27 protein-coding genes are annotated in these 24,616 nt (G+C 46.2%); 12 read left to right on the top strand and 15 right to left on the bottom strand.

The features are described from left to right. The first annotated feature begins 28 nt into the window (after positions 1-28). Positions 29-1,024: a ketoacyl-ACP synthase III gene (locus CP943_RS06055; RefSeq protein WP_003180291.1), complete on the top strand. Its 996-nt coding sequence runs from the start codon at positions 29-31 to the stop codon at positions 1,022-1,024. 56 nt (positions 1,025-1,080) lie between these two features. Here CP943_RS06055 and CP943_RS06050 read toward each other — a convergent pair whose 3' ends face one another. The 6 genes from CP943_RS06050 to CP943_RS06025 all read right to left on the bottom strand — a co-directional run bounded on the left by CP943_RS06050 (position 1,081) and on the right by CP943_RS06025 (position 9,849). Further along, complete coding sequence (locus tag CP943_RS06050) at positions 1,081-3,243, bottom strand: YhgE/Pip domain-containing protein (RefSeq protein ID WP_105980852.1); 2,163 nt, start codon at positions 3,241-3,243, stop codon at positions 1,081-1,083. Between the two features lie 71 nt (positions 3,244-3,314). Further along, positions 3,315-3,887, bottom strand: coding sequence for a TetR/AcrR family transcriptional regulator (locus CP943_RS06045; protein WP_003180287.1), 573 nt, complete (start codon positions 3,885-3,887; stop codon positions 3,315-3,317). A gap of 196 nt (positions 3,888-4,083) precedes the next feature. Next, a complete protein-coding gene (gene hemY, locus CP943_RS06040; RefSeq protein ID WP_023856566.1) occupies positions 4,084-5,496 on the bottom strand; it encodes a protoporphyrinogen oxidase in 1,413 nt (470 codons plus the stop codon). Positions 5,497-5,511: 15 nt separating this feature from the next. Beyond that, on the bottom strand, positions 5,512-6,450 hold the full coding sequence (hemH, locus tag CP943_RS06035) for a ferrochelatase (RefSeq protein ID WP_023856565.1): 939 nt from the start codon (positions 6,448-6,450) through the stop codon (positions 5,512-5,514). Positions 6,451-6,523: 73 nt separating this feature from the next. Further along, positions 6,524-7,585 (bottom strand): uroporphyrinogen decarboxylase, encoded by a 1,062-nt coding sequence (hemE, locus tag CP943_RS06030; RefSeq protein ID WP_023856564.1) that lies wholly within the window; start codon positions 7,583-7,585, stop codon positions 6,524-6,526. Between the two features lie 125 nt (positions 7,586-7,710). Then, entirely contained in the window at positions 7,711-9,849 is a 2,139-nt protein-coding gene (locus CP943_RS06025; protein ID WP_023856563.1) for a transglycosylase domain-containing protein, read from the bottom strand. A gap of 131 nt (positions 9,850-9,980) precedes the next feature. On the opposite strand from CP943_RS06025, the gene CP943_RS06020 reads away from it, so the two are divergent. The 3 genes from CP943_RS06020 to CP943_RS06010 all read left to right on the top strand — a co-directional run bounded on the left by CP943_RS06020 (position 9,981) and on the right by CP943_RS06010 (position 13,269). After that, positions 9,981-10,484 carry an antibiotic biosynthesis monooxygenase family protein gene (locus CP943_RS06020; protein ID WP_020450806.1) on the top strand — a complete coding sequence of 168 codons (504 nt, stop codon included), beginning with the start codon at positions 9,981-9,983 and terminating at the stop codon, positions 10,482-10,484. Between the two features lie 107 nt (positions 10,485-10,591). Further along, complete coding sequence (locus CP943_RS06015; protein ID WP_020450805.1) at positions 10,592-11,968, top strand: transporter YhfA; 1,377 nt, start codon at positions 10,592-10,594, stop codon at positions 11,966-11,968. A gap of 140 nt (positions 11,969-12,108) precedes the next feature. Next, entirely contained in the window at positions 12,109-13,269 is a 1,161-nt protein-coding gene (locus tag CP943_RS06010; RefSeq protein ID WP_199792128.1) for a M20 family metallopeptidase, read from the top strand. Between the two features lie 30 nt (positions 13,270-13,299). On the opposite strand, the gene CP943_RS06005 is transcribed toward CP943_RS06010, so the two are convergent. The 3 genes from CP943_RS06005 to CP943_RS05995 are packed head-to-tail and all read right to left on the bottom strand — an operon-like array spanning position 13,300 to position 16,018. Beyond that, positions 13,300-14,010, bottom strand: a complete 711-nt coding sequence (locus CP943_RS06005; protein ID WP_003180270.1) for an EcsC family protein — start codon at positions 14,008-14,010, stop codon at positions 13,300-13,302. 48 nt (positions 14,011-14,058) lie between these two features. Beyond that, positions 14,059-15,285 (bottom strand): ABC transporter permease, encoded by a 1,227-nt coding sequence (locus CP943_RS06000; RefSeq protein ID WP_020450803.1) that lies wholly within the window; start codon positions 15,283-15,285, stop codon positions 14,059-14,061. After that, a complete protein-coding gene (locus CP943_RS05995; protein ID WP_020450802.1) occupies positions 15,278-16,018 on the bottom strand; it encodes an ABC transporter ATP-binding protein in 741 nt (246 codons plus the stop codon). Before CP943_RS05995 ends, CP943_RS06000 begins: the two co-directional genes overlap by 8 nt. A 524-nt stretch (positions 16,019-16,542) precedes the next feature. Between CP943_RS05995 and CP943_RS05985 the strand changes: the two genes are divergently transcribed. The 3 genes from CP943_RS05985 (at position 16,543) to CP943_RS05975 (ending at position 18,905) form a co-directional block, all read left to right on the top strand. After that, positions 16,543-16,962 (top strand): HIT family protein, encoded by a 420-nt coding sequence (locus CP943_RS05985; protein WP_020450801.1) that lies wholly within the window; start codon positions 16,543-16,545, stop codon positions 16,960-16,962. Positions 16,963-17,160: 198 nt separating this feature from the next. After that, entirely contained in the window at positions 17,161-18,234 is a 1,074-nt protein-coding gene (gene serC, locus CP943_RS05980) for a 3-phosphoserine/phosphohydroxythreonine transaminase (protein ID WP_039072588.1), read from the top strand. A 143-nt stretch (positions 18,235-18,377) separates the two neighbouring features. Next, the gene (locus tag CP943_RS05975; protein ID WP_020450799.1) at positions 18,378-18,905 is read left to right on the top strand and encodes a tryptophan transporter; all 528 of its coding nucleotides are present in this window, start codon (positions 18,378-18,380) and stop codon (positions 18,903-18,905) included. Between the two features lie 91 nt (positions 18,906-18,996). Here the strand turns inward: CP943_RS05975 and CP943_RS05970 are convergent, their stop codons facing one another. Continuing rightward, positions 18,997-19,188: a membrane protein YhzF gene (locus CP943_RS05970; protein WP_039072587.1), complete on the bottom strand. Its 192-nt coding sequence runs from the start codon at positions 19,186-19,188 to the stop codon at positions 18,997-18,999. Between the two features lie 161 nt (positions 19,189-19,349). Here CP943_RS05970 and CP943_RS05965 point away from each other — a divergent pair, with 161 nt between their 5' ends. Together CP943_RS05965 and CP943_RS05960 are read left to right on the top strand one after the other, a co-directional pair. After that, positions 19,350-19,706, top strand: a complete 357-nt coding sequence (locus CP943_RS05965; protein WP_039072586.1) for a YtxH domain-containing protein — start codon at positions 19,350-19,352, stop codon at positions 19,704-19,706. A 193-nt stretch (positions 19,707-19,899) separates the two neighbouring features. Further along, positions 19,900-20,520 carry an HTH-type transcriptional regulator Hpr gene (locus tag CP943_RS05960; RefSeq protein WP_020450797.1) on the top strand — a complete coding sequence of 207 codons (621 nt, stop codon included), beginning with the start codon at positions 19,900-19,902 and terminating at the stop codon, positions 20,518-20,520. Here CP943_RS05960 and CP943_RS05955 read toward each other — a convergent pair. Continuing rightward, positions 20,517-20,864, bottom strand: a complete 348-nt coding sequence (locus CP943_RS05955; RefSeq protein WP_023856555.1) for a YhaI family protein — start codon at positions 20,862-20,864, stop codon at positions 20,517-20,519. The two genes, CP943_RS05960 and CP943_RS05955, sit on opposite strands and share 4 nt — an antisense overlap. Before the next feature lie 213 nt (positions 20,865-21,077). On the opposite strand from CP943_RS05955, the gene CP943_RS05950 reads away from it, so the two are divergent. Together CP943_RS05950 and CP943_RS05945 are read left to right on the top strand one after the other, a co-directional pair. Continuing rightward, complete coding sequence (locus CP943_RS05950) at positions 21,078-21,593, top strand: DUF3267 domain-containing protein (RefSeq protein WP_023856554.1); 516 nt, start codon at positions 21,078-21,080, stop codon at positions 21,591-21,593. A 78-nt stretch (positions 21,594-21,671) separates the two neighbouring features. Next, positions 21,672-21,887: a hypothetical protein gene (locus CP943_RS05945; protein WP_003180249.1), complete on the top strand. Its 216-nt coding sequence runs from the start codon at positions 21,672-21,674 to the stop codon at positions 21,885-21,887. Positions 21,888-21,941: 54 nt separating this feature from the next. Here the strand turns inward: CP943_RS05945 and CP943_RS05940 are convergent, their stop codons facing one another. Together CP943_RS05940 and CP943_RS05935 are read right to left on the bottom strand one after the other, a co-directional pair. Continuing rightward, a complete protein-coding gene (locus tag CP943_RS05940) occupies positions 21,942-22,040 on the bottom strand; it encodes a YjcZ family sporulation protein (RefSeq protein ID WP_020450794.1) in 99 nt (32 codons plus the stop codon). A 127-nt stretch (positions 22,041-22,167) separates the two neighbouring features. Continuing rightward, positions 22,168-22,254 (bottom strand): YjcZ family sporulation protein, encoded by an 87-nt coding sequence (locus tag CP943_RS05935; protein ID WP_003180245.1) that lies wholly within the window; start codon positions 22,252-22,254, stop codon positions 22,168-22,170. 163 nt (positions 22,255-22,417) lie between these two features. On the opposite strand from CP943_RS05935, the gene CP943_RS05930 reads away from it, so the two are divergent. Continuing rightward, the gene (locus tag CP943_RS05930; protein WP_020450793.1) at positions 22,418-23,278 is read left to right on the top strand and encodes a peptidylprolyl isomerase; all 861 of its coding nucleotides are present in this window, start codon (positions 22,418-22,420) and stop codon (positions 23,276-23,278) included. A 44-nt stretch (positions 23,279-23,322) separates the two neighbouring features. Here CP943_RS05930 and CP943_RS05925 read toward each other — a convergent pair whose 3' ends face one another. Together CP943_RS05925 and yhaM are read right to left on the bottom strand one after the other, a co-directional pair. Next, complete coding sequence (locus CP943_RS05925; RefSeq protein WP_020450792.1) at positions 23,323-23,556, bottom strand: sporulation YhaL family protein; 234 nt, start codon at positions 23,554-23,556, stop codon at positions 23,323-23,325. 68 nt (positions 23,557-23,624) lie between these two features. Beyond that, positions 23,625-24,569 (bottom strand): 3'-5' exoribonuclease YhaM, encoded by a 945-nt coding sequence (gene yhaM, locus CP943_RS05920; RefSeq protein ID WP_020450791.1) that lies wholly within the window; start codon positions 24,567-24,569, stop codon positions 23,625-23,627. Positions 24,570-24,616: the final 47 nt, after the last annotated feature.

The following is a 24,616-nucleotide window of genomic DNA, read 5'->3' as shown; positions in this document are numbered from 1 at the left end:
TATAATAAAAAAAAGGAGAGTGAACTTCATGAAAACTTTATCAAAAGCGCGAATTTCCGCCATCGGCACCTATGTTCCCGAAAAGCGCATGACAAACAAAGACTTTGAAAAAATCGTCGATACTTCTGATGAATGGATCGTTCAGCGGACAGGAATGAAAGAAAGGCGAATCGCAGGAAGTCACGAATTCACATCAGATCTTTGCATAAAGGCCGTTGAAAATCTACAAAGCAGATACAACGGCACGCTGGACGATATTGACATGATCATCGTCTCTACCACAACGGCGGACTATGCTTTTCCAAGCACGGCATGCCAGGTTCAGGAGCACTTCGGATGGAAAGAAGTCGGCGCGGTGGATGTAAATGCGACTTGCGCGGGATTAACATACGGATTGCATATCGCCAACGGCCTGATCACTTCCGGACTGCATAAAAAAATTCTTGTGATCAGCGGTGAAACCTTATCCAAAACAACCGACTACACAGACCGCGCGTCTTGCATTTTGTTCGGCGACGGCGCGGGCGCCCTGCTTGTCGAACGGGACGACAATTCCCCAAGCTTTATTACTTTTACCCAGGATACGAAAGGTGACGGAGCCCGCCATTTATACAGAACCGGCTTGCGCAGCGACCTTAAAGGGGAGCCGCTCTCAGGTGAAGGAAAAATGGTTCAAAACGGCCGCGAAGTGTATAAATGGGCGGTCAGATCCATTCCCGAAGGCGTCAAAAAGCTGCTTATCCAAGCTGAAATGGAGCTGAAAGATATCGATTGGTTCGTCCCGCACAGCGCGAATTTGCGAATGGTCGAATCAATTTGCGAAAAAACCGGAATTTCACTCGAAAAAGCGCTGACGAGCGTCGAATGGTTTGGCAACACCTCATCCGTATCAATCGTTCTCGCCCTTGATGAAGCCGTCAAAAACGGAAAGTTGAAAGAGGGCGATACCTTGATTCTGTTCGGTTTCGGCGGGGGTCTTACATATACGGGACTGATTGTAAAATGGGGCGCGCCAGCTTCCTGATTTCAAAAAAAAACATCTTTTCTTGCCCTTGCCGGGCTTGAAAAGATGTTTTTCTTTTATGCGTGCTGCTCTTCAACTTTTCCTTTTCTCAGCAGCACTTTAAAATAAATCAGCGTCAAGGCCATCATGACGATCGCAACACCGCCGAGCACGGCAGCCTGCTCCCACATATACGCGTAGTCTCCGCTTGAAATCACCGCTCTGTATCCCGCAATGCTGTAGGTCATCGGCAGTGCGGAATGGATGACTTGGAAGAACTTAGGAACAAGTGCAAGAGGGAATGTTCCTCCGCTTCCTCCAAGCTGAAGTACGAGCAGAATGACGGCAATGAAACGTCCCGGATTTCCCATGGTCGCAGCCAAAAATTGAATGATCGCAAGACATGTAATGCTCATGATCATACTGAACACATAAAATCTCCAGACGCTTTGCACTTCAAGCCCGATGCCAGAGAGAATGATCGTGCAGGCGATCGCCGCTTGAAGAATCCCCACTGCAAAAAGTACGCTGAATTTGCTCATAAACCAGCCGAAAGCTGATTCAGGCCGGACGGCCGGCTCTTTCACATCAAAGACGACGGTGATCATTAATGCACCGACAAATAAGCCGAGCGACAAAATATACGGGGTTAATCCTGTTCCGTAGTTGGAAACCGGATCGATTTTATCGCCTTTCACATCGACGGGATCTGAGAACATATTGTAGTTTTCGTCTCCCGCTTGAATATCGCCGGTCTGATCGGCAGCGTCAGACAGCTTGTCAAACAGCTCCCCGCTTCCGTCAGACAGCTTGCCAAGACCTTCATCAAGAGATTTAGCCCCTTCTGCAAGCTTGGAAGAACCGTCTTTCAGTTTATCAGCCGCGCTTTGCAGATCGCCGAACTTCCCGACTAACGTCTGGCTGCCTTCGGCGATTTTGGATGATCCGCTTTTCGCCTCCACGAATTTTTCGTTGTAAGCACCCAAACCGTTTGTCAGCGCATCGAGCCCTTGCTGAATCTTTTGCGATCCTTTATAAAGCTTGTTCACATCCGAAGGAACTCGCTTCAATTCCTCAAGCTTCTGTTTCAGCCCGGATAAATCGGGAAGTTCGCTTACATCGGGAATTTGCGCTTTCAACTTGTCAAACTCAGGCAGCTTCACCGTTCCCATTTTTTCATCGACTTGTTTCATAAGCGCGGCTTTCTGTTCTTGTGTCAGCATGTTGCTGGATTCAATAATTTGTTTGACTTCACTGTGCTGGTTTTTCAATGCCGCTTCAAGCTCATCAATATTTTTTGAAATCTGACTGATTTCTTTTTTCGCCTTTTCGGCGTTTGAAAGTGCCGTTTCAAGCTGCTGAATCTTTTCATTTGAAATGGCTTCTTCGAGTTTGCTTATCATCTGTGCTTTTTCATTCATCTGCTCCAATCCCGCCACAATCTGAGGCATGCCTTGTTGGAGCTGTTGAGCACCGCTGTGCAGCTGGCCGCTTTTTTCTAAAAATTGCGCAAGCCCTGAATCAAGTTCATGAATTTTGTCGTTCAGCGTATTGAATGCCGCGCCGAACTTCTCCATTCCGTCTTTGTTGAACTGAATTTGGCTTTTCGCAAGCTTTTCAAGGTTCTTTTTCAGCTTTTCGCTTCCTTCTTTCGCATCTTTCAGTCCTTTATCCAGTTTTCCGGCACCTTCGCTGGCTTCACCGAGACCTTTTGCGATTTTGCCGAAATTGTCAAAGATGACTTCAGCATATTGCTGCGTGATTTCAGAACCGACTGAATGCTGAAGCTGCTCAATCGCTTTATCGCTGATCTGGGCGCCGACATAGTTTCGTCCGGCGTTTGTATGATAAATCAGATTCAGCTTTTTCGGATGTTTATCCATCACCGTGCTGGCATCTTTCGAAAAGTATTCAGGAATTTCTACAACCATGTAGTATTCCTCATTTTGCAAGCCTCTCAGCGCTTTTTCCTTCGTCGTAAAATGCCAGTCGAATTTATCGTTTTTTTTCAGTTCTTTGACAAGGTCGTCGCCGATGTGAAGGTCTTTTCCTTCATATGTCGTTCCCTTGTCGGAATTCACAACCGCTACGGGGAGCTGATCGACGTTTCCGTATGGGTCCCAGTACGCCGCCAAAAATATGCTGCTGTAAATCAGCGGTATAAAGAGAACCCCGATCACGGATATCAGTAGTTTTTTATTGGTTATCAGTTCTCTCCACTGGTTTTTGAAAACATTCATGTTGATACGCCTCCTAGTTAGTAGCCGCTCTCTATGCGGATAAGCACCCCTTTAAACAAAGAAAGGACAATCTAACGAGATAATCCTTTTAAAATATACATTTTCAGCATCTCTGCCAACTCTTCATCTTTCAGCGGTTCATGGTTTTTTTCCCAGTCAAAGATGAGCGCGATGTAAAGCTTGAAGATGACAAACGCGTTCAGCTCGGGGTCACACGGTCTAATATCGTCATTTTTAATCGCTTCTTTAATCTTTCTCTTAATATAGCTGATGACCATGCGTTCCAGCTTTTCAATCACTTCGCGGGCCGCCGGTGTGCCGAGCTCCGCACCTTCCTGAAAGATCTTAATGGTCAGCTGGTGCTTCTTTCTGTACTCCAATATCGCCATCATCGCGCGATGGGCATTTTCGTGAAAAGGCAGATCAGGATCAATCGCTTGATCAGCCGTTTGCTTCATCTCAATCAGAAGCGAAGAAAAAATGTCGTCGAACAGTTCCTCTTTATTCTTGAAAAAAGTATAAATCGTACCTTTGCCGACATTGGCAAGCTTCGCCACCAGATCCATCGTCGTCGCTTTGTAGCCGAATTGTGTAAACGATTTTGTCGCCGCTTCTAAAATCAGTGCTTTTCGATCTTTGCTCACGGTTTCTCACCCCGAAATTGACTATTTGAACATTTTGGTCAGTAAGTACAAAAAGTAATGTAACACACCTGAATATAAAATGCAATAATTTAAATGTTATCTTTTCCATAAACAAACTTTAAAATGATGAAAGCTGTAAAAAGAGTGAAATAAAAAAAGCCGCCGAATGGATTCGGACAGCTTTATTTGCTCTTCTTTATTCGAAAAGGTGTGAGAGCACATCGGCTACGGCCTGCTTGCCTTGGTCGATGCAATCCGGAATGCCGACCCCTTCAAAAGAGGCCCCCGTCATGAAAACGCCCGGATATGACGCCTGTAACCCTTCCCTGATCTCTTTCATTCTTTTCTTATGGCCGACATGGTATTGCGGCATCGCTTCATGCCATCTTGTGATGCAGGTCATTTCCGGCTCGCCGTCGATCTTCATAATCCGTCTTAAATCGTCGAGGACGATTTTCACCATTTCGTTATCTGACTGTTCGACAACGGACTCATCGCCGGCTTTCCCCACATAAGCTCTTAACAGAACTTTTCCTTCAGGCGTTGTGCTCGGCCATTTTTTGTTTGTCCAAGTACACGCCGTAATCGAAAAGTCGCTGTTCCTTGAAATGACAAAGCCTGTTCCTTGATGCTCCATTTGGACGGCTTCTTCCGGAAATCCGAGCGCCACATTGGCGACAGATGTTGACACCATATCTTCTAAACCCTTCAGCCAATCCGCTTTTGGAAACATCGCGGCAGCTGCTTTATGGGGAGCGGTGACCACGGCCGAATCAGCGTGAAGCACCTTGCCGTTGTCAAGCTTCATGCTGTAGCCCGAGCCCGCGCGCTCAATGCTGACGACCTTTGTGCCTTTATAAACCTTTGTGATATCGAGCTGCTTTTCCAGTTCTTCAACAATCGTCTGCAGGCCGGTTTTCACCGTCTGGAACTGGCCTTTCTTTTTGTTCGCAGGCTTTTTGGCGCTCTGGGCGCCGCGCGATTTTTTCATCCCGATGATCAAGCTTCTGTACTTCTGTTCTGTCTGGTAGAATTGCGGGAAAGTTGACATCAGACTGAGGCGGTCAATGTCCCCGGCATAAATGCCTGACAAAAGCGGTTCGATCAGGTTCTCCACCACTTCACCGCCGACACGCCTTCTGAAAAATTCTCCGAGCGACTGGTCTTCCTGCGGCTTGCTCGCTGGAAGCAGCAAATCCATTCCGGCTCTCAACTTCCCCGGCAAGGAAAACAAGCCGGTTGTCAGAAAAGGTCCGATTTTTGTCGGCACCCCCATCACAGCTCCTTCCGGAATCGGATAGAGCGTTTCGCTGACAAGAACATAAGACTGGCCTGTCGCGTTGTTCACGAGCAAGTGCTCCAGCCCGAGATCCTTCACGAGCTGAGGTGCGCTTTGCTTCCGTTCCAAAAATGAATCCGGCCCCCGTTCAATCACATAGCCGTCTTTGTGTACCGTCTGTATCTTTCCGCCCAGTCTCGGACTTGCTTCAACAAGCGTGACTTCGGCCGGGAGATCGTTCTTTTTGATTTCCTTCTCCAAGTAGAAGGCGGCGGCCAATCCGGTAATACCGCCGCCGATGATGACAATCTGCCTGCGTTCTCCACTCATTTACAATCGCCTTCTTTACTGTTCTTTCTCCAATTGTTTTAATACAACATCTGCTAAAGCATCGATAAACTCATGTTTTGCGTTAGGCATTTCAGGTCTGTAATAGCTTGCTCCGATATCGTCTGTGACGACTTTGCATTCATAATCGTTGTCATAAAGAACTTCCAAATGGTCAGCTACGAAGCCGACGGGAGCATAAACAAAAGCGCTGTACCCTTTTTGCTCTGACAAGTCACGGGTCAAATCCTGAACATCCGGCCCAAGCCACGGATCAGGGGTGTTTCCTTCGCTTTGCCAGCCGACGGCGTAATCTTTTACACCCGCTGCTTCGGCAATCAGCTTCGCTGATTCTTTAAGCTGTTCAGGATATGGATCACCCATTTCGACGATCTTTTCAGGAAGGCTGTGCGCCGATACAATCAAGACGGCGTTATCCCTTTCTTCCGAAGGCATTTCGTCATAGATTTTTCTCACTTGATCCGCCCAATATGCGATGAATTTCGGCTCATCATACCAGCTGTTGATCGATGTGATCGACAATCCGCCGAGCTTTTCAGCCTCGTCTTTCGCCCGCTTGTTGTACGACTGTACGCTGAAGGTGGAGAAATGGGGCGCAAGCACGATGCTGACGGCTTCTGTAATCCCGTCTTTATGCATCTCCTGAACGGCATCCTCGATGAAAGGTTCGATATGTTTGAGACCGATATATGACTTGAATACCACATCATCCTGAAGCTCGTTTAAGCGTTTTTCCAGCTGCTTCGTCTGCTCTTCCGTGATCTTTGCAAGCGGAGAAATTCCGCCGATCGCCTTATAGCGGTCTTTTAAGTCCTGAAGCATGTCAGGCTCAGGCTTCCTGCCTCTTCTGATGTGTGTATAATAACGTTCAATGTCTTCCTCTTTGTACGGCGTCCCATACGCCATAACAAGAAGCCCCATTTTCTTTTTACCCAACGTGAACACCTCTTTAAAGATCATGATCTATACGTATTTTGACAGTTTATATTGAAAAGACCAACTGAAATGCTCATGTCATCAGGCTCGATTTTTTTGAGGCGGAATACTCATGAACAAATGCCGTCAATTTTTTCAGTGTGTCAGGACTCACTTCGGGAAAAATCCCGTGACCGAGGTTGAAAATAAACCGGTCCGTCTGCATGCCCTGATCGAGAATGGCTTTCGTCCTCTCTTCAATGACTTCCCACGGGGCGAGGAGGATCGAAGGATCCAAATTCCCCTGAAGCGTTTTTGTCAGCCCTTTATCCCTGGCTTCCTGCACGCTCATCCGCCAGTCCAACCCGACGACGTCAAGGTCAAGATCGTGCCATTCAGTCGCGAGGTGGCTTGCGCCGACCCCGAACATTATCAGCGGCACGCCTTCTTTTTTCAGCTCTTTGAAAAGAATGTCCATCGTCGGCTTGATATAGCGGCAGTAATCACCGACATTCAACGCGCCGACCCAGGAATCGAACACTTGAATGGCTTTGGCGCCGGCGCGGATTTGGGCTTTGACGTATACAGCCGCCATCTTCCCGAGCTTTTTCATCAAGAGGTCCCATGCAGCAGGCTGGCTGTACATAAACGCTTTTGTTTTATTGTAGTTTTTGGACGGGCCACCTTCGATCATATAGCTGGCCAGTGTAAACGGCGCCCCAGTAAAACCGATCAGCGGAACGTTCAGCTGTTCTTCTGTCAAGAGCCTGATCGTCTCCAGCACATATGGTATATGCTCCTCCGGCTCGAGTTCGCCGAGTTTTTCAACATCTGTGAGAGATGTGATCGGCTGATCGATGACAGGACCGATGCCGTTTTTAATTTCGACGTCAACGCCAATACCTGGAAGCGGTGTCATTATGTCTTTATAAAGTATTGCCGCATCGACACCGTACTGTTCGACGGGGAGCCTTGTCACGTAAGCGCACAGTTCGGGCTGATGCGTAATTTCGAACAGTCCGTATTTTTCCTTGAGCGCTCTGTACTCAGGCTGTGATCTTCCAGCCTGCCTCATGTACCATACCGGTACATGGGCGGCTTTTTCTCCTCGGCACGCTTTTAAGAATGTGTCATTAAAAGCCTTGTCGTTTTTCATCATGATATCCACCTTTCAAGCTGCAACCATACGTTCGCAAAATTACTCCTTCCAATATACCGTTTTTTTATTGAACGGTATACTCATGAGACTTATTGTTCAAGAAATTGATGAATTTCGGGTACCTAATGACCCGAAGGAAACACTTTCGGTTCGATATAATCAGTCCCTTTCCCCTCTGTTTTCGTCTGCGGATTGTACGGAACAATTTTATAGGAAGCATTGGAAAAGATGTTTGCATAAGGGATTGAATAGCTTCCTTTCCCCTTAACCGTATCAATGAGCGTTTCTTTTCCGTTTTTCCTTTCATATATTCGGTATTCAACCCTTTTATCCTCTTGTTCATGCCATTTTAATGACACCGTAATCAGCCCCATCGGCGTAAAGGAATAGTCTGCTTTAACACTTTCCAAATCTTCGAGGCGGATCGGCCTGTCCAGATCTTTTACACCTTCAGGCGCCTTAAATCGTTCAGGCTTATGGTTGGAGCGTTTTAAAATGTCTTTAAACAGCCTTGTCGGATAAGCGCTGCCGCCTTTTAAATAATGGGATTCATCCGTTTTATCGTAGCCCATCCAGACAGCTCCCGTCACTTCGGGCGTATACCCCGCAAACCAGGCATCTTTTGTTCCGCCCTCTTTTCCGGTATACGTGGTCGAGCCCGTTTTTCCTGCAATCTCTCCGGAAAAATCACCGGCTTTTCCCGTTCCGCTTTTCACGACCTCCTCTAGCATTCGCGTCATGTTCCAAGCGGTTTGTTTGCTGAATACCTTTTCTGATTTTTCCTCGCGGCGGAATATGACATCCCCGTTTTCGTCCGTGATTTTTTTAATAAAGAACGGCTCGGTGTATTGTCCTGAATTTGCAAAGGTCCGGTATGCCCCGGCAATCTCAAGCGGCGACACTCCTTTCTCTAAGCCGCCCAGCCCCAATGCCAGGCCCTCATCCGGCACGTTCATGCCCAAGCGGCTGAGATAAGGCTTCACCGTTTCGATTCCGATCTCATTTAGCGTCCATACGGCAGGCGCGTTTTTGCTGTAGGTCAGCGCATCCACCATAGAGACCTTGCCCTCGTACTGGCCGTCATAATTTTTCGGCGAGTAGCCGCCGTACGACAGCTGTTTATCTTCAAGCATGGAGTACGGCTTAAACCGCTTTTCTTCAAGAGCGGGGCCGTAAACGGCAAGCGGTTTAAAAGTCGAACCCGGCTGACGCGGGGCTGTTGCCCTGTTGTAGCCTTTCGGAGCGTATTCCCGACCTCCGAGAGCGGCCACTACGCCGCCTGTCCGGTTATCGATAAAAACGGCGCTCCCTTCAGCTTTATTGTCTGTTCCGGGAAAATAGCCGTCCTGCTTCATCAGCGTGTAAGCCGCTTTTTGTATCGAAACGTCGAGCGGAACACTGATTGTGTATCCGCCTTGAAGAAGCTGTTCACTCGAAATCGAATATTTGTCTTCCGCTTCTTTCATGACCAGATCAATATAGCTGTCAAGCCACGGATTTTTTGATTTTTCTTTCACGTGGAGGCCCAATGTGCTGCCTTGGGCTCTGACGGTTTCCTTTGAGCTGATATATCCCTGCTCGTTCATCATGCCGAGAATGACATTGCGTCGCTCACGACTTTTTTCCGGATTGAGAATGGGCGAATACGTGGACGGCGCTTTAGGAATGGAAGCCAACACCGCTCCCTCACTGACCGTCAAGTCTTTCACATCTTTGCTAAAAAAGTAGTTTGCAGCCGCCTGGATTCCATAGACGCCGTGCCCGAAATAAAGCTGGTTCAAATACATTTCCAAAAGCTTGTCTTTGCTGTAGTCCCGCTCCAAGTTGATCGCGATTATGACTTCTTTCGTTTTTCTTAAAAACGTTTTGTCGTGTGTCAAAAAAGTGTTTTTTGCGAGCTGCTGGGTGATCGTACTTCCACCTTCCACTTTTCCTCCCGCTAATATATCTTTATAGACCGCACGGCTCACGGATTTAAAATCGATGCCGTGGTGCTCATAAAAGCGCTTGTCTTCAACCGCGATAAAGGCATTTTTTACGCCGTCCGGCACCTCGGCAATTGAAATAGGTCTTCTGTTTTCAGTATAGAGGCTTGTGACTTCTTCTCCATTTTGGTCGACGATTTTAGAAGAAGCATGGAAAATCAGTTTCTTTTCATCAATCACATAATCCCCCAGAAACAAAATCGTAATATATCCGATTAACGATAAAAGGAATATCGCCGCTGTAATGATGATTGGAATGAAAAATCTCTTTCTCATATGGTCACCTCATTCCTTTCTATAGCTAGTATGGGAATTTTTTCTTCAAATTATGTTGCAGCATTTATAGCGGGTAATAGATAGAATTTTAAATCGTCCTTTTGTTATACTATCAAAAAGGGGTGATAAAATTGAATTTTTACATTACATACGGAACTGTCGAGTTTTTAAAAAAGCTCGCCAAACAGCACGGTCTTGAAAACATGTTATTTATGAAAAGCCACGATTCCGCCATTCTCTTTCACGAAACCGACGGAGAAAGCGTCTTTCATTCTCCTCACCGCTACGAAATCATCGATCAGTCGGGAACTTTGGAACATTCCGGATTCGCCGTCCTCAACAACATCCCTGTCACACCGGAAGGAAGACCGCTTTTCGAAACCCGTTTTAAAAACAGAGCCGGAAAAATCGAAAATCAGCCTGGCTTTAAAGCCCTCAGGGTGCTGAGGCCGAAAGACAGCGATACGTATATCGTACTGACGCTGTGGGACACAGAACAGTCGTTTCAGGACTGGAAAAGCTCCAAACCGTTCGGCGAAGCCCATCAAAAGAAGGAATCTTCAGCTGGAATCAACCAAGGCGGAACGATTTTTTCCCGCCCATCCTATATTTCTTCGTATCATTCTGTCGAATAACTGCCTTTTAAGGCAGTTTTTTATTTCCGAGGAAATGAGCCCTTCCTTCACACTCTGACAGCCCAGGAATAAGCTGTATGAGGTTATGTTAACGGGGGGATCGGGAAATGGAAATTGAATTAACGTCCGTTCACTTTATATATTTGGGCTTTATCGCTGCAATTCTCGCATTTATGCTTCTTCGTCTTGATACCACCTTTATATCGCTTGCCGGGGTTTTTTTCATTTCATTAGCGGCTACCCATTCTGCCATTGCCTCTGTGATGGGCCTGTTCAACAGCTTAATCTACGCCGCCGGAGAACTTCTCCCGACCATTTTCATCATCTGCTTTACCGTTTCGATGAGCGAACTGTTGGCAAAGACCGGCGTTAATGAAGCAATGGTCACTCCGATCGCCAAATGGATGAAAGGTCCTGCCTTGGCCTATTGGATCACCGGAGCTTTAATGTTTATCATTTCTTCATTTTTTTGGCCCTCCCCGGCTGTCGCATTGATCGGCGCCGTCCTCCTGCCTGCCGCGCTGAAAGCCGGCCTCTCCCCGATAGCGGTAGCGTGCGCCATGAATTTATTCGGCCACGGTTTCGCTCTATCAGGCGATTACATCATCCAGGCGGCGCCTAAATTGACCGGAGATGCAGCCGGACTGTCCGTTGCAGAAGTGATGTCTGCAAGCGTTCCGCTCGTCCTGATCATGGGCTTTTCGACAACGGCGGCAGCCTTTTTTATGCTCAGGAAAGAGAAAGACAATCAAGCAGCCGCAAACAGTGAGCGGCTGCAAAGCGAGCCTGAATGGCTTCTTCCCCCAGCCCCAAGAAAATGGCTCGCACTGATGATTCCGGTCATTTTTTTAGGGGATATCGCCGCGATGCTGATCCTGGAATTGCAAGGAGACGAAGCGACGGCGCTTGTCGGAGGAACAGCTGTCTTCGTCATGATTCTCATTCATTTTATCGTCCACAAACACCGTCGTCTTGAGAAAATCACCGGTTATTTCATTCGCGGATTTCAGTTCGGCTTTAAAGTGTTTGCCCCCGTCATTCCGATCGCCGCCTTTTTTTACTTGGGCGACGCGGGTTTCGAAAAAGTACTGACAGCCGAGATACCCGGTTTTTCTAATAGGATCGTGCAGGACCTCGGTTCAGCTTTTGCCCACAGCGTCCCGCTCTCTCCAGAGCTCGCCGCAGTGGCGCTCACTGTCACGGGAGCGGTGACCGGTCTTGACGGCTCCGGTTTTTCAGGAATATCTCTAGCCGGATCAGCTGCTTCGATGTTTGCTGCGGCTGTTGACGGCAACCCGGCCGTTCTGACCGCACTCGGCCAAATCTCAGCCATTTGGGTCGGCGGCGGTACGCTTGTGCCATGGGCGCTCATTCCGGTAGCAGCGATTTGTAAAGTGGACCCGTTCGATCTTGCCAGAAAAAACTTTATTCCTGTAGCAGCCGGATTAACTGTCACAACGATTGCCGCCATTTTTCTTCTATAAAACGTGACAGCAAGGTTGAACAGCGGCTTCAGTTGTCATAAAATTATAAAAACTTGTCATTCCTAAAAGGAGGAATTTTTTTGAGCGCATCCGCATTCATCCGACAAATTAATGAGCAGCTTGATGCACACTACGATGAAATGGTCAAATTGAGGCGTCATTTTCATCAGCACCCGGAGCTTTCTTTTCAAGAAAAGAAAACAGCCGCATTTATCGCTTCTTACTATGAAGCGCTCGGTATTCCTATCCGCACCAATGTCGGCGGGGGCGGAGTTCTCGCGCACATCGAAGGCGGATCGCCCGGCCCCGTCATTGCGCTTCGAGCCGATTTTGACGCGCTGCCCATTCATGATGAAAAAGATGTGCCTTACCGGTCGACGGTGCCGGGAGTGATGCATGCCTGCGGACACGACGGGCACACGGCCACCCTGCTCGTCCTCGCGAAAATTTTGAACGAACATGCCGACCGTTTAAAAGGAAAGATCGTCCTCATCCATCAGCACGCCGAGGAATATTCCCCGGGTGGAGCCAGGCCGATGATTGAAGACGGCTGTCTTGACGGTGTTGACGTGATTTTCGGAACCCATTTGTGGGCTACTGAGCCGACGGGAACCGTTCAATATCGAACAGGACCGATCATGGCCGCTGCGGACCGTTTTACGATTACGATTAAAGGCAAAGGCGGGCATGGCGCACAGCCTCATAAAACAAAAGACGCCGTGTTGATCGGATCGCAGATCGTCGCTTCACTCCAGCAGATTGTCAGCCGCAGGCTCGATCCGACTCAGCCGGCAGTCGTTTCGATAGGTTCATTTGTTGCCGAAAACTCCTTTAATGTAATCGCTGATAAAGCCGTTTTAATCGGGACGGCGCGTTCCTTCAATGATGAAATCCGCACCTTGATTGAAAACGAAATTGAACAGATTGCAAAAGGTATATGCGGCATGCATGGTGCTGACTGTGACTATTCCTTTGAAAGGGGCTATCCGCCTGTCTGCAATCATCCGGAAGAAACGGCTTTTCTCGCAAAAATCGCCAAACAGACAGAAGGCGTCGAAAACGTTGAGGAAAGCGGCATGCAAATGGGCGGGGAAGATTTCGCTTACTACCTAGAGCGCGTCAAAGGGACATTTTTCTTTACAGGCGGCCGTCCTGAAAATCCGGACGCGGTGTTTCCTCATCACCATCCGAAATTCGACCTTGATGAAAAAGCGCTGCTGATCGCAGCCAAGGTGCTGGCAAATGCCGCTGTCTCCTATCAGGAGAAAGAGCAGGCGCTCCGCGAAACGCCTGCAATGTAACAACCGAAAAAGCAAAAAACAGCCGGATCATCAATATCCGGCTGTCTCATGTATCAACCTCATATGGAAAACGTGTCTCGCTGTTTCCCCAAGATGCCCAAGCAGCTTATAGTTAGCCGTTCCGCCTATGACCGCGCCGAAGCCCGGCACAAGCTGAAACAGCTTTACAAGATCGAGATAGTCCCGGTATTCCTGCTGAAATGCCAGCCAATCGATTTCGCGCTTTTCGGTTTCCCAATGTTCAATCATACGGAAAATTTCTTTTCGGTGAGCTTCCCCTGAGAAGGCGAGCTGAAAAATATACAGAAGAAACATCCGCTCTTCTTTTTCCTTGATATCGTATCCGTAAATCGACGCCAATTCGAACAGGCATTTCATTTTGATGCCGAGCAAAAGCGGAAAGTCCGCCAGTCCGAGAAAAATCCCGCCTGCACCTGTTCCGATCCCTTCAACGGCAGCCGCCTTTTGATACTGGGCAATCGTCTTCTGAGCCAGCTCATCTTTTTCCCTTAGCGAAAGCGCGCCTGTTTTCTTGTCAAAAGTCGTCAAATTCGAGCCGAGCAAAGTGGCCTCGACCATCTTTTTAATGCTTTCTGTTATCGCTTTATGAACTTTGGCGGGAATGCGGGCGTTGATTTTCGACTGCACGCCTTTCGACATCCGCTCAGCCATCGACGGCTTTCTGAGAAACTTCATTTTCCAGCGGATCGCTTCCTCCAAATAAAGCTGGTTTTCATTCATGCGCCTCTCACCTCTTCTTTCATCATACTTGCTTAAAAAGAAAAGGATTCATGATCTCTTGGCATTTTTCTTCAATCTGCTGTTGAAATAAGGCTTCAAAATTACAAATATAAGCAATGCGGAGCCGGCCAGTCCGGCAAGCATCCCGGTCCACTGCATCATGGCTCCGGCAACGGCAGATAAAACAAGCGCCTGGACGCTCAGAACAATGTGAAGCAGACCGAAAAAGCTCTTCCGCTTTTCTGCAGCTTTGACGGGATAAAGCTCCTGCAAGGACAAGTGTGAAAAATGATCAAACAGCGGCGTCAGCTGAATTCCTGTAATGAATACGGTAAAGACGATGAGCGCCGCAGAAACCCACTCATATGTCGAAAAATAAGCGATGATGATACCAAAAATTGCGGTCAGCCTGACGACGATACCGAAATAGTCGTTTGATCTGATAAAGGCCCTTCCGTACATATATGTAAATGTCCGGCGCTGTTCATACGGAATAAACCGGAGCATCCAATCGAGATATGCTCTTCTTTTCGCCTGCTTTCTAAGATGGGGAACGTCTGTGAATAGGTTCGCAATTCTGTAGAACCGCTGCTTTCTTCTGATTTCGTCTTCAATATGCAGCTCCCATTTAAACGATTTTTTCTTATCGATCATTTTAAAATACACATACAGAGCGGCCATGATCAGGTAGACAGCTGCTGCAAATCCGTATGAAGACGCTAAAGCGAAATAGATCGCGATCGTGTTGAGAAGCAGTCTGACAATCCAGTCGGTGACCCTCATGTTTTTTTCGCCGAAAAACGTCATCCGCCATTGCATCGCTGTGTTCCATCCTTTTAAGACGAGCAGCTGAATCAGCAAGATGAAGTACGCGGAAAATGCCTGGCCGCTCGCTTCAAAATAGAGCGGTGCCAAAGCGAGGGCCGCGGCGGCCAGCGGAAAAAGCTGCGTCAACAAACTGAATCGGAAAGCCTGCTGAAAATACGGCTCCATCTTTGCTTCGAGCGGCAGCAAAAAGACGAGATCCGCTTCTTTAATTAGCGTGCGGACGTATGAGCCTGTCAAAATGAACGAAAAGATGACGGCCATCACCCAATAGGCGGGAAAACCTTCGGGCATCTCTTTCAGCCATTTGCTGTACCAGCTCGCAGCTCCTGCAAGGAAAAAAATCATGACGATGACAAGGTGGTCATTCAGCATGTATTTCAAATATGATCTTGTTTCTTTGACATACTCCTCAATTCTTGTCTTCCAAATCCCCAGAATGCTATTCATAGCTCTCTTCCTTCGTCAGTTCAAGATACAGGTCGTCGAGGCTCGCTTCTTCCATCGAAAACTGCTCTCTGAGCTCATCAAGCGTTCCTTTCGCCCGCACTTCGCCGTTATGAAGAATAATGAAGGAGTCGCAATACCGCTCTGCCGTTGCCAAAATATGCGTCGACATCAAAACGGCCGCGCCGTTTTTCTTCGCTTCGTTCATCCGCTCGAGAAGGGCATTGATCGCCAGCGGATCAAGACCGAGAAACGGTTCGTCTATAATGTACAGGTCGGGTTCGACAAGGAAAGCGCACATGATCATAACCTTCTGCTTCATACCTTTTGAAAAATGGGCAGGGAACCATTTCAGGCGCTTCTCCATTCTGAATTCTTTCAAAAGCGGCGGAAGCCTTTTCTCGAACGTTTCCTTCGAAAGGCCATACGCCATCGCCGTCAGCTCCAAATGCTCCTTCAATGTCAGCTCTTCATATAAAATCGGCGTTTCCGGAATAAACGTAAATTGGGAACGATAGCTTTCCGGATCGTCCATGAACGTTTTGCCGTTCAATTCAACCGATCCTTTGTGCGGTTCCATTAAGCCGATGATATGCCGGATCGTCGTGCTTTTCCCCGCTCCGTTCAAACCGATCAGCCCGACGATCTGCTCCCGTTCAATCGCAAATGAAACATCGCGCAGCACCGGGTTTCTTGTATACCCTCCAGTTAACTCATTAACAGTCAGTAGTGACATACGTTCGTTCCTTTCCTGCATTTTTCTTAATAGTACCAAAAACAAGAATGTATTTGAAACGTTTTCCCTCCCGCTTTTCGGCCTTAAAATAAAACGAATAATCGAATGCGCATCAGGACATTCTAATTCTTGAAGAAGGGAAAGCTTATCAACTCTGGCGAATGAGGTGTTTGTCAAAGACAAAATCGGCAAGAGTTCCTGAGTATGAAACATGTCAAGCTTAGAAATTTCTTTCATCCACTGAATTGAGAAAGCACCTGCTTTATTTGACATCTCCGTCATATAAAAAAGGTGTGACGATCAAATGAGGTGTTTGTCGCAGGAAATGTATAGGCGTTACAAGCTTTCATTTTGACGAAAATGGGGTGCTTGCAAAAGGCAGTTAACGTTTCTTCGTTAAAGCGTACCTTCTTCAGGCAGGGTGAACGTTGGAGCCGTTCATCCTGTTTTTCGTGTTTTCGCGCAAATTGTGGTAATATGTTGCTTATACATAACCTTTCCCTGATGGAAAAAGGAGGAAAAGTATGAGCGACTGTATTTTCTGCAAAATCATAAACGGAGAAATCCCTTGTGCAAAGGTATTTGAAAATGAACATGTACTGGCTTTTCTCGACATCAGCCAAGTCACAAAAGGGCATACGCTTGTGATTCCAAAAGTTCATAAAACCAATATTTACGAAATGACACCTGATGTTTCAAGGGAATTTTTTGAAGCGGTTCCGAAAATCGCCCAAGCTATCAAAGACGAATACGAGCCGATCGGCTTAAACCTTCTGAATAACAATGGCGAAAAAGCGGGGCAGTCCGTCTTCCACTATCACATGCACATCATCCCCCGCTACGGCAAAGGAGACGGATTCGGAGCCGTCTGGAAAACACATGCGGACGACTATTCACCGGAAGACTTGCAGAACATTGCAGCTTCCATCAACAAGCACCTGTAATCGAGACATTGTCCAAGGGCGCCGGCAGCTGCCGGCGTCTTTTTTTCGTTCAAAAAAACTCCACATTTATCAGATCGCCCGGCACGACTAAATAGACTTTGTTCTATATTTCACACAATTCAAATTTTTTATGTATAACCGGAACCTTTTATGTTAGGATGGTTTTATATTTTTATACATGAACAGGGAGCGATTGTGATGATACGTACAACGAACTTTAACGCAGGACCGGCAGCACTGCCTTTAGAAGTACTGCAAAAGGCGAAAGACGAATTTCTTGATTTCAACGGTGCGGGGATGTCCGTGATGGAGCTGTCCCACCGCAGCAAAGAGTATGACGCCGTTCATCAAAAAGCGAAAACTCTGTTAAAGGAACTGATGGACATACCTGATGATTATGAAGTCATGTTTCTGCAAGGCGGAGCAAGCCTTCAGTTCTCAATGATTCCGATGAACTTCCTCTCCAAAGACAAAACGGCGCACTACATAATGACAGGCGCCTGGTCTGAAAAAGCGCTCGCCGAAGCGAAGCTCTTCGGAAACACATCGATCATCGCGTCCAGTAAAGAAGATACGTACAGCTATATTCCCGAAGTACCGGAGATTCCGGCAGACGGTGCTTACCTCCACCTGACTTCCAACAACACGATCTTCGGAACGCAGTGGCAAAAGTTCCCTGACGCTCCGATTCCGGTTGTCGCTGATATGTCCAGCGATATTTTAAGCAGAAAAATCGATGTTTCCCAATTTGACATCATCTATGCTGGCGCTCAGAAAAACCTCGGACCGTCAGGGGTGACCGTTGTCATCATGAAAAAAGACTGGCTCGGCAAAGAAAACGAGCAAGTTGCCAAAATCCTGAAGTACTCAACACATGCCAAAGCGGATTCTCTCTACAATACCCCTCCGACTTTTGCGATTTATATGCTGTCTCTCGTGCTGGAGTGGCTCAAGGAAAAAGGCGGCCTCGATGCCATTGAGAAACGCAATCGAGAAAAGGCCGGTATTTTATACAACGCGATCGACGAAAGCGGCGGATTCTACCGCGGCCATGCGAGAGAAGACAGCCGCTCAAACATGAACGTCACCTTTACGCTCAAAAATGATGAGCTGACAGCATCATTCATCGCAAAGGCAAAGGAAGAAAAAATGTCAGGGCTTGGCGGACACCGTTCGGTCGGAGGCTGCCGCGCTTCGATTTACAATGCCGTATCTGTTGAAGACTGCGAAAAGCTGGCAGCCTTTATGAAGAAATTCCGCGAAGAAAACTGATGGTTTATCCTGATGATGGAAGATGGCGAAAAAGGCTTCCCCATTCCTTCGAAAGTTTGATATACTACTAGAAAGCTTTCGCAATAAATGACGAGCATATTATTGGAAAGCGTAAAAAGAGCCTAGATGAGGAGAGAATAGACATGAAAACAAAAGAATTAGTGGCTATGGCCCTGTTTGTCGCCATTGGAGCGGCGCTTCACGCTGTGATTCCGCCTTTTTTCTACGGAATGAAGCCGGATATGATGCTGATCATGATGTTTATGGGAATCCTTTTGTTCCCTAGATTGCAAAATGTTCTTGTCATCGGAATCGTGACAGGCGTCATTTCCGCGTTGACGACGGCTTTTCCGGGAGGACAGCTGCCCAACATCATCGACAAACCGCTAACAGCCTTGATGTTCTTCGGCGTATTTCTGCTTGTGAAAAAGCTGAACAGCAAAACGCTTGCCGCCGCCGGATTAACTGCTGCAGGAACGGTTCTTTCCGGAACCATTTTCCTTACGGCTGCGCTGTTCATCGTCGGCCTGCCTGGAAACCAGGGGTTCATTACCCTGTTTTCTGTTGTCGTTTTACCTGCTGCCTTGATCAACACGATCGCCATGGCGGTCATCTTCCCGATCGTGCAGTCGATCATGAAGCGCTCAAGGCTGATTGAACAAGTCAAATAAAATCAGAACCTCTTCTTGAAAAGGGTTATCCTTTTTTTGAAGAGGTTTTTTTCATTTTGATGGTCAAAAAAAGGGGAATCCGCCCGATATTTTATATAAGAAGCTGAATAAAAAAAAGGAGCAGGAGCGCCAATCCTGCGCTTCCCGTGCAAAAAAGCGCTTTTTGTTTAAGAATGCGTTTCGGCGGGTAAGATGCAGAATATCTGAGAAGCCTTAAATAATAAAAGGAGCCGGCGGTAAACACAGCGCTTAAAATTGTCAAAACAATGATAATGACAGACAACCCTCTCCCTCCTTTTTTTAAAAGTATGCTAAAATAAAGCAAGCTATGCAGAAGTTTCTAAGAAGAGAAACGGATTGCCCGGCTCGAACGCCAGTATCTAATCATGAGAAGACGGGCGCCTGCCAAGCCTGATCTTTAAAAATATAACCGGGGTGATGTACATGTCAAAAGGCCGATCTTTAGCAGCTGGACTGATTGTAGGCGGTGTTATTGGCGGTGTTGCAGCATTGCTGACCGCGCCGACTTCAGGAAAAAACTTGAGAGGACAGCTAAAAGCCAACTGCGGTAAATGGGAAGACACCGTCAAAAGGCTGAAAAACGACGGAATCGCATTAAAAGAGCAATTCGTCAAAACCGCCATAGAAGGCGCGGAAATCATCAAAGACGTCGGCAGCGAACTGCAAACGTCCATCCAGGAATGGCGCGATGAAATCAAACCTCACCAGCAGGACTTAAAAAAGGAAATCGCTGAGATTGAAGAAAAGATAAAACAGCTGGAGAAAACCTTACAAAACTAATATACTCAGCGAAAAAAATGAACCTTAAAAAAGGGGTGTGAATGGAAAATTTTCACGCTCTTTTTTTGGGTAAAATCCTGATTTCACACCGTAAAGCTGGATTTTTTAAAAATTTCGTAAATTTACATCTTTATTAATCTTTATTTTATTGGCATAATAGAAATTATAAGATAAAGAGAAGCAGGTGAAGTGAATGAATCGAGCGGAAGAGCCCTATACGGTGAAAGAAGCCCTTTTATTCAGTCAAAGAATGGCACAGCTTAGCAAGGCGCTTTGGAAGTCAATAGAAAAGGATTGGCAGCAGTGGATTAAACCTTATGATCTGAACATTAACGAGCATCATATTTTGTGGATCGCCTACCAGCTGAACGGTGCATCCATTTCGGAAATCGCCAAGTTCGGCGTCATGCACGTATCCACAGCGTTTAATTTTTCAAAAAAACTTGAGGAAAGAGGTTACCTGGAGTTTTCCAAAAAGTTGAATGACAAACGAAACACTTACATTCAGCTGACTCCGAAAGGTGAAGACGTTTTCCTTAAAATCCTCGAGTCTTACGATCCGACCCGGAATGCCGTCTTAAAAGGCGCTCAGCCCCTTCATCAGCTGTACGGGAAGTTTCCAGAAATCGTCGAGATGATGTCGATCATCCGCCATATTTACGGCGATGACTTCATGGAAATTTTCGAAAAATCGTTTTCAAACATCGAAAGTGAATTTACGAGCGAAGAGGGCAAAATGAAGAAAAAACAAGAAGCAAAAGAAGCCGGGGAATCGATAGAGATGGACAAACCGCTTGAGCCTCTTAAAAACTAAGCCAGATCGTATTGCCTGATAATGCTGATGAATTCGCTCATCAGCGGTTTGTACAGACCCTGTCTGTGAAGGGCGAAAATCGTTTCGTGCACTTCAAGTTTTTCATTTAACTGTCCCGCAAAAAGCGTGAGGAGATGATCGAACATCACATATCCTTGCGCTTTTTGTGCTTCAAGCTCCTTTGAGAGCTCTTCGCACAGCTTTTCCGTTTCCTTTGCTTCTTCCTCTGATAAGCCCTTTTCGATCAACATTTTATAATACGGATACTCTTCCATATCCGCATTATTCAATAACAGTTTGATGTAATATTCCAGCCGCTCAAGGCGTTGCTCCATAGAGTTCATATTTGTCCCTTCTCTCCCTTTCTCTTATTTTAGCCGATATTCCCTTCTGATGAAAGTTCAACACGGGAGATTTCTGTTCCTTTTACACCCTTCTAAATTCTTTGGAAAATGACGAAATTTTTTTCGAAAAAGGGATTGATTTTTCTCATCCAGAGGAGTAAATTATTCTGAGGATTTCATATAACAGTTTGTTGAAACGGAAGGATGTCATTTATGAGTTGCTGGAAAACCATCAATCTCGTTAAAGATTATGGAGGCATGCGCATCGTGCTTACTGCCGTCAGTTTAATGATTTTATTTTTTATTCCCGAATATTTAGCGATGCAACTGATTCATCCGCAAACTGTTCAGAGAGGCGATCACGCCCTTTTGTTTGCAGGACTATTGGTTGCGGCTATAATTGCCCATAAAATTCTTCATATCTTGCCGTTGATCAGCAAGAAAAAATTAGAAAAAAAGATTTATTGGTTGAAAATGAGAACATGGAGAGAAGTTCCAAAAAACACGATGCTTGTCTCTCTTCTCTGCCCTTTTTTCGTCATCACGCCTGCTTTATTTTACGCGGGGGCTGTGATGCCGAGCTTTGCTCATTATTTCTGTATCATTTCAAGCATTCATTTCGGCTATTGTCTGCCTGATTTTCTGTTTGCCTGGAAACTGATCAAAGCGCCTAAAAACTGCTATGTCGATCAGGAAGCCGACGATTTTGATATTTTAATACAAAAATAATCCAGCCGCTCGGCACTTGGAAAATCCTTTTTTTCAGTCTATTTTCTATCTTTTTTAATAAATATTTGGTAATGTAGTATGGAGCAGAAACAGAGAGGGGGATCTCCTATCATCCTTTTTTATTTCATCTTGTTTGCGGTTTTTACTGTCTTCAACATAAACAAGCTTACAAACTCTTTATGCCTTGTCAGAGAGATTCCTGAAGAACGGCAGGATAAGGTGTTTAGAATGATTAATGTGCTGATCTTAATTTTATTGATCTCATCATTCATTGAGATTTCCTTTACGGTGTAAAGAAAAAAAGGATAGCTGCCGATCGTATTGATCCGGCAGCTATCCTTTTGTTGATTAGCATATCCAAGAAGCACCAATAATAATTAATAAGATGAACAGTACCACAAGCAGCGCAAAGCCGCCAGCGAAACCTCCTGTATAACCGTCGCCCATATTGACACCTCCTCTGCCCCAGTCGTTACATTAGTGTATGCACGAATGTCATGAAACGATTAGGCTATCGTCCAAAAGAAAAGAACCGCCTGAAAAAATGACGGTTCTTTTCTCATTTTCTAAGGTTTTAGTACAGATAAGCTGCACCAACGATGATTAATAAAATGAACAACACGACCAATAAAGCAAAACCGCTTGAGTATCCTCCGCTCATGTTATTGACCTCCTTTTCTTGATCAATATATTTGTATGAGCGGAAAGAAAATTTGACTAGACGGATGCCCCTCTGTTGAAAATCTTTTTACAGCATGTCAGAATATGATATGATACAATTCAAAGGAAAGTTTAAACTGTTATGATTAGGAGTGTTTGCATTTATGAAGAAGATTGCAATTGCGGCGATTACAGCGACAAGTGTGCTGGCTCTCAGCGCATGCAGCGGAGGAGACTCTGAGGTTGTTGCAGAAACAAAAGCTGGAAATATTACAAAAGAAGACCTTTATCAAACATTAAAAGACAATGCCGGAGCGGACGCACTGAACATGCTCGTTCAGCAAAAAGTACTCGATGATAAATACAATGTCTCCGACAAAGAAATCGACAAAAAGCTGAACGAGTACAAAAAGTCGATGGGTGACCAGCTCAACCAGCTCATTGAGCAGAAAGGCGAAGACTTCGTCAAAGAACAGATCAAATACGAACTTCTCATGAAAAAAGCCGCAAAGGATAACATAAAAGTAACCGATGATGACGTAAAAGAATATTATGACGGCCTAAAAGGCAAAATCCACTTGAGCCACATTCTTGTGAAGGAAAAGAAAACGGCTGAAGAAGTTGAGAAAAAGCTGAAAAAAGGCGAAAAATTCGAAGACCTTGCAAAAGAGTATTCAACTGACGGAACAGCCGAAAAAGGCGGCGACCTCGGATGGGTCGGCAAGGAAGATAACATGGACAAGGATTTCGTCAAAGCTGCGTTTGCTTTGAAAACCGGCGAAATCAGCGGCCCTGTGAAATCGCAATTCGGCTATCACATCATTAAGAAAGACGAAGAGCGCGGCAAATATGAAGACATGAAAAAAGATCTCAAAAAAGAGGTCCAAGAACAAAAGCAAAACGATCAAACTGAACTGCAATCTGTTATCGACAAACTTGTCAAAGATGCTGATCTAAAAGTAAAAGACAAAGAGTTGAAAAAACAAGTCGACCAGCGCCAAGCTCAGACAAGCAGCAGCAGCTGACGCCAAAAAAGCTGTCCTCCCCTCGCGGGGCCGGACAGCTTTTTTTATGCGATGGAATGACTGTCAGCCGATTTTTCATGCTGTTCTTGATCTTCATCCAATGAACGCTTCATGCGCTGTGCTTTTTCTTTTTCCATCCGTTCGATATAAATGCGGCCTTCTTTTTCGATAAAAGCCTGATCGATCTTTTCCTCTTCCTTTGCCGTCGTCATCAGCTTATAGGCGCTGAAAATAATGCCGACAATGCAAAGGTACACCCACCACGGAAACAGCAGCACGGCTTTTCCCCCTTTTTTGAATAAACTGTATATCAGACATTATGCAAAAGGGAGACAAGTTATGACGCTTATTTGTGAAAAACAGGCTTGTAAAAGGAACGATTATCCAATGCAAAGACGCGTTCGGTATACTCTCCCGGCTTGACCCGTTCGAGCGCTCTGTCCATCATATTGATCTTCGCGTCAAGGTTGTCGATATAGTGAAGAATTTCCGCTTCCTTGACCATCGGCGGCTTTGGACTGCCCCATTCGGGTTTGCCGTGATGGCTTAAAATCAAATGCTGGAGAATCAGCACTTCTTCTGAATCAATTTGAAGCTCTTCGGCTGCTTTTGCAATTTCTGTCACCATAATCGAAATGTGCCCCAGCAGATTCCCTTCGACAGTATAGGTCGTGGACACCGGTCCGGATAGTTCTTTTACTTTTCCAAGGTCATGCAAAATAACACCTGCGTACAATAGGTCGCGATCGAGCGACGGATACAGGTCTGCGACCGATTTGGCCAGGTTCAGCATGGAGACAACATGGTATGCGAGACCTGATACGAACTCGTGGTGATTTTTCGTCGCAGCTGGATAATCAATGAATTCCTTGCCGTATTTTTTGACGAGGTGCCTCGTGATTCGCTGAATACTAGGGTTTTTCATTTCAAAAATATATTGAGTGACCGCATCCATCATTTCGTTTTTGGGAATCGGTGCAGTCTCAAGAAAGTCATCGATTTTGACATTGTCATTGTCGCCCGCAGGTCTGATGTTTCTCAGCTTCAGCTGATTCCGCCCGCGGTAATGATGAATGTCGCCGACCACTTTCACGATCGTCTGCGGGCCGTAGGTCACTTCGTCCTGCTGTTTGGCGTCCCAAAGCTTCGCTTCTATATCTCCGGACTGATCCTGGAGCATCAGCGTTAAAAACGGTTTCCCATTGCTCGCGATTCCTTTCGTTGACGATTTAATGAGCAAATACAAATCAACCTGCTCGCCAACTTCGTGCAGCATGATACCTTTTGCCATGATAAAGCTCCCTCCGTTTTCCTACATAAAATCATTATAGCACACAC

Source organism: Bacillus paralicheniformis, assembly GCF_002993925.1.
Classification (GTDB): domain Bacteria; phylum Bacillota; class Bacilli; order Bacillales; family Bacillaceae; genus Bacillus; species Bacillus paralicheniformis.
This window is presented reverse-complemented; position numbering and strand designations above follow the sequence as displayed.

Coding starts and splice junctions, on each gene's coding strand:
- CP943_RS06015 (WP_020450805.1), top strand. CDS start 10,592: ATGGAAATTGAATTAACGTCCGTTCACTTTATATATTTGGGCTTTATC.
- yhaM (WP_020450791.1), bottom strand. CDS start 24,569: ATGGCAAAAGGTATCATGCTGCACGAAGTTGGCGAGCAGGTTGATTTG.
- CP943_RS05945 (WP_003180249.1), top strand. CDS start 21,672: ATGGAGCAGAAACAGAGAGGGGGATCTCCTATCATCCTTTTTTATTTC.
- CP943_RS06055 (WP_003180291.1), top strand. CDS start 29: ATGAAAACTTTATCAAAAGCGCGAATTTCCGCCATCGGCACCTATGTT.
- CP943_RS06005 (WP_003180270.1), bottom strand. CDS start 14,010: ATGAATGAAAACCAGCTTTATTTGGAGGAAGCGATCCGCTGGAAAATG.
- CP943_RS06000 (WP_020450803.1), bottom strand. CDS start 15,285: ATGAATAGCATTCTGGGGATTTGGAAGACAAGAATTGAGGAGTATGTC.
- CP943_RS05950 (WP_023856554.1), top strand. CDS start 21,078: ATGAGTTGCTGGAAAACCATCAATCTCGTTAAAGATTATGGAGGCATG.
- CP943_RS06050 (WP_105980852.1), bottom strand. CDS start 3,243: ATGAATGTTTTCAAAAACCAGTGGAGAGAACTGATAACCAATAAAAAA.
- CP943_RS05940 (WP_020450794.1), bottom strand. CDS start 22,040: ATGGGCGACGGTTATACAGGAGGTTTCGCTGGCGGCTTTGCGCTGCTT.
- hemE (WP_023856564.1), bottom strand. CDS start 7,585: ATGAAAAACGACAAGGCTTTTAATGACACATTCTTAAAAGCGTGCCGA.
- serC (WP_039072588.1), top strand. CDS start 17,161: ATGATACGTACAACGAACTTTAACGCAGGACCGGCAGCACTGCCTTTA.
- CP943_RS06025 (WP_023856563.1), bottom strand. CDS start 9,849: ATGAGAAAGAGATTTTTCATTCCAATCATCATTACAGCGGCGATATTC.
- CP943_RS05965 (WP_039072586.1), top strand. CDS start 19,350: ATGTCAAAAGGCCGATCTTTAGCAGCTGGACTGATTGTAGGCGGTGTT.
- CP943_RS06010 (WP_199792128.1), top strand. CDS start 12,109: ATGGTCAAATTGAGGCGTCATTTTCATCAGCACCCGGAGCTTTCTTTT.
- CP943_RS05975 (WP_020450799.1), top strand. CDS start 18,378: ATGAAAACAAAAGAATTAGTGGCTATGGCCCTGTTTGTCGCCATTGGA.
- CP943_RS05955 (WP_023856555.1), bottom strand. CDS start 20,864: ATGAACTCTATGGAGCAACGCCTTGAGCGGCTGGAATATTACATCAAA.
- CP943_RS05935 (WP_003180245.1), bottom strand. CDS start 22,254: ATGAGCGGAGGATACTCAAGCGGTTTTGCTTTATTGGTCGTGTTGTTC.
- hemY (WP_023856566.1), bottom strand. CDS start 5,496: ATGAGTGGAGAACGCAGGCAGATTGTCATCATCGGCGGCGGTATTACC.
- CP943_RS05995 (WP_020450802.1), bottom strand. CDS start 16,018: ATGTCACTACTGACTGTTAATGAGTTAACTGGAGGGTATACAAGAAAC.
- CP943_RS05960 (WP_020450797.1), top strand. CDS start 19,900: ATGAATCGAGCGGAAGAGCCCTATACGGTGAAAGAAGCCCTTTTATTC.
- CP943_RS05985 (WP_020450801.1), top strand. CDS start 16,543: ATGAGCGACTGTATTTTCTGCAAAATCATAAACGGAGAAATCCCTTGT.
- CP943_RS05930 (WP_020450793.1), top strand. CDS start 22,418: ATGAAGAAGATTGCAATTGCGGCGATTACAGCGACAAGTGTGCTGGCT.